Genomic DNA, 3,165 nt, shown 5'->3' on the forward strand with positions numbered 1-3,165 from the left:
GCACATGCCTGGACAGGCCAAGTTCCATCGGCCCCCAGCAGGTCTGCGCGAACAGCAGCAAAGGATGCAGCCACAATCTATGGAAATCGAGTTCATCCGGCGGCAATGTCGCGGGATCGGGTGCGATCAATGCACCGGCAGCATCGCGAATTCCGCCCGGCACCGGCGGCAGGTCGCCATTGCGCCGCACGATGGCTTCCGGCGCGTCGATCCCCTTTTGCCGAAACGCATCGCGCAGCAGCACCCATTGCGCGTCGACCTCATCGCGCATTTCGGGCCAATCATACATCGGCAACGCCGCAACCAATTCACTCATGCCGATATCAAATCATCATGTCTGGAAAAAGGATCGCGAAAACGCGGCGTCCAATCAGAATTGGCCGACACGGATTCCGGGTAGGCCGGAATTATTCCTTGGGCGGCTCGGCGGGAACCGGCGCACTGCCGAGCCCGCTGATGCTGCGCGCCCTGATGCGCGGCTTGAAGGCCCTGCCCGGCTCAGGCGCACGCCGCAGCACCGGGTGCACGATCGGCTCTTTCGCCTTGAACGCATAGGCTTTGACCAGCGCGAAATAATTCGGATAGGCATAGCCATTGTTCATCCGCAGCCATTCCTCACGGCGGTCGCGAAACAGCTTGGGCAGCTTGTACCAGGCCACGGTCGGGGTCTTGTGATGGACGAAATGCAGATTGTTGTTGAGGAACAGGAACGACAGCGGCGAGCGCTCGACGATCACCGTACGGCCTTCCGGATGTTCCGACCATTGATGCTCGGCGAACGTACGGATCGAGATCAGCGACTGGCCGAGCCAGACCGGCACCAGAATGTAAAGCCACAGCGGGATGCCGAAGCCGAACTGAACGATCGGCAGCACGACGGCCAGGCCGATCGCATGCAGCAGCCAGGCCTTGCGGATCGGCTTGTCGCCGGCGATCACCTGCTTGGCATCGTCGATGAAGAAGCCGACGCAGGACAGCCACGGGCCGAGCACGAAGCGGCCTGCCATGGTGTTGTTGATCTTGAGCAGGAATTTCATCGTCGGCGGCAGCTCGTCATGCTGCCAGAGCGCCTGATAATAGCTTTCCGGGTCATCGAGCGGGTCGGTCAGCCGCTCGTCGGCGTGGTGACGCAGATGAATGGTCTTGAAGCGGCGGAACGGCCAGACCAGACCGATCGGCAGAAACACGAAGGCTTCGTTGACCCGCGCGTTGCGCGTCGGATGCCCGTGCAGCACTTCGTGCATGATCGACGACTGCAATGCGGCGGTGAAGGCGAGGACGGCGAGCGCCAGGACGGGATAGGAAGGCCAGAGCAGGAAACCGGTGGCGAGCCATGTCGCGTAGCAGAAGAAGGCGAGTACCACGGTTGGCCACTCAATGGCCCGTACGCTGTGTCGCCTGATGCTCTTGCTCGTCATGCTATCGACCACTGCCCCTCAGTCGCCGGAATCCCAATTGATTCCTGACAGCATTGTGTCAGGAGAAATGATTCCACTCAACGAGACAAAGTGCACAAACTGTTGCGATTGCGCATTTTTGACCGCACATGTTATACATTGTAAACAGACTTAGGGATTCATTTACGCCTAACGCCACCCTCGGAGCGGTTCCGGCGCAAATTTTTCCTCAATCCAGGTGGAGCACGGACATGGACAAGCGCGACCTGTCGACGATCTTCCGCGAGCGACTGAAAATGCTCTTGACACGCTCCGACCTGAACCAGTCGGCCTTTGCAACCGCGGTCGGCATCGACCGCTCGGCGCTGTCGCAACTGCTGTCGGGCGCCTCGACGCGCCTGCCCCGCGCCGAAACACTGCTTAACATCGCCGCCGAGTTCAAGGTGTCGCTCGATTGGCTCCTCGGCCTCAGCCAGGACGAAGGTCTCACCGGCGAAATCCGCGAAAGCCTGGAGATCGAAGAGGCACCGGATGGTTTCGACCGCACGCTGTTGGCCAAATGGCATGCCGAGGCGGCAGGCACCAAGATCCGCTACGTGCCTGCCGGCATTCCCGATCTTCTGCGCACCGAAGCGCTGGTCGACTACGAAGCCGGCATCGCCAACAAGAGCCGCCTGGCGCAGGCCGGCGAAACGCAATACCGCATCGACTACAACAGGCGGCCTGAGACCGACATGGAAGTCTGCATGCCGCGCCACACGCTGGAGATATTTGCCCGCGGGCTGGGTGTCTGGGACCGTTTCCCCGAAGCCGACCGGCGCGCCCAGCTGCTGCACATGGCGACGCTGCTCGACGACCTCTACCCGACCTTCCGGCTGTTTCTCTATGACGGGCGGATGCGCTATTCGATCCCCTACACCATCTTCGGACCCTATCGCGCCGCCATCTATGTCGGCGACATGTATCTGGTGCTCAACGCCACTCAGCCGATCCAGACGCTGATCCAGCACTTCGACAATCTGATCCGGGCCGCCGACATCAATGCGCACGAGGCGTCCGGCTTCGCGCACAGACTGGCCGGCATGTCGTTCCCAACAGGCACTGTCTGATCTTCGGCAACAATGATCCTTCGGACGGAAACCGGCCTCCGCATTGGTGGCCGCGTTGCCGCCATTCCATTGACTACACATAAAGACTTCTTTATATCCTTATTCGACTTCGAAACATGAAAGCCAATCCGATGACGACCACCAACCCGATCGATGCTCTGCTGGCCGAAAAGGGCGTGCTGCTGGCCGATGGCGCCACCGGCACAAACCTTTTCGCCATGGGGCTGGAAGCCGGCGAGGCGCCCGAGCTGCTCAACGAGACGGCGCCCGACACCATCACCAGCCTGCATCAGAATTTCGTCGATGCCGGGGCCGACATCATCCTCACCAACTCGTTCGGCGGCACCCGCCACCGGCTGAAGCTGCATCATGCGCAGGATCGCGTGCATGCGCTGAACCAGCGCGCCGCCGAGATCGCGCGCGCCGTCGCCGACAGAGCTGGCCGCAAGGTCATCGTCGCCGGTTCGGTCGGACCGACCGGCGAATTGCTGGTGCCGCTTGGCGCCATGACCTATGACGAGGCGGTCGACGCCTTCGCCGAGCAGATCGAGGGTCTCAAGGAAGGCGGCGCCGAAGTCGCCTGGATCGAGACGATGTCTGCTCCCGACGAGATCCGCGCCGCCGCCGAGGCTGCCATCCGCGTCGGCCTGCCCTACACC

3 protein-coding genes and 1 pseudogene are annotated in these 3,165 nt (G+C 61.7%); 2 read left to right on the forward strand and 2 right to left on the reverse strand.

Annotated elements, in window-relative coordinates:
• Positions 1–316 (reverse strand): annotated as a pseudogene (locus EN884_RS30870) (phosphate ABC transporter substrate-binding protein); the annotation flags it as partial.
• 91 nt (positions 317–407) lie between these two features.
• Positions 408–1,418 (reverse strand): fatty acid desaturase, encoded by a 1,011-nt coding sequence (locus tag EN884_RS30875; protein WP_024501297.1) that lies wholly within the window; start codon positions 1,416–1,418, stop codon positions 408–410.
• Positions 1,419–1,648: 230 nt separating this feature from the next.
• On the opposite strand from EN884_RS30875, the gene EN884_RS30880 reads away from it, so the two are divergent.
• Positions 1,649–2,506: a helix-turn-helix transcriptional regulator gene (locus EN884_RS30880; RefSeq protein ID WP_013531192.1), complete on the forward strand. Its 858-nt coding sequence runs from the start codon at positions 1,649–1,651 to the stop codon at positions 2,504–2,506.
• A 131-nt stretch (positions 2,507–2,637) separates the two neighbouring features.
• Positions 2,638–3,165, forward strand: a 528-nt coding sequence (locus EN884_RS30885) for a homocysteine S-methyltransferase family protein (RefSeq protein ID WP_206617677.1), incomplete at its 3' end; no start/stop codon positions are given.

The sequence above is a fragment of the Mesorhizobium sp. M7A.F.Ca.AU.001.01.1.1 genome (genome assembly GCF_004022735.1).
Lineage (GTDB): Bacteria > Pseudomonadota > Alphaproteobacteria > Rhizobiales > Rhizobiaceae > Mesorhizobium > Mesorhizobium ciceri.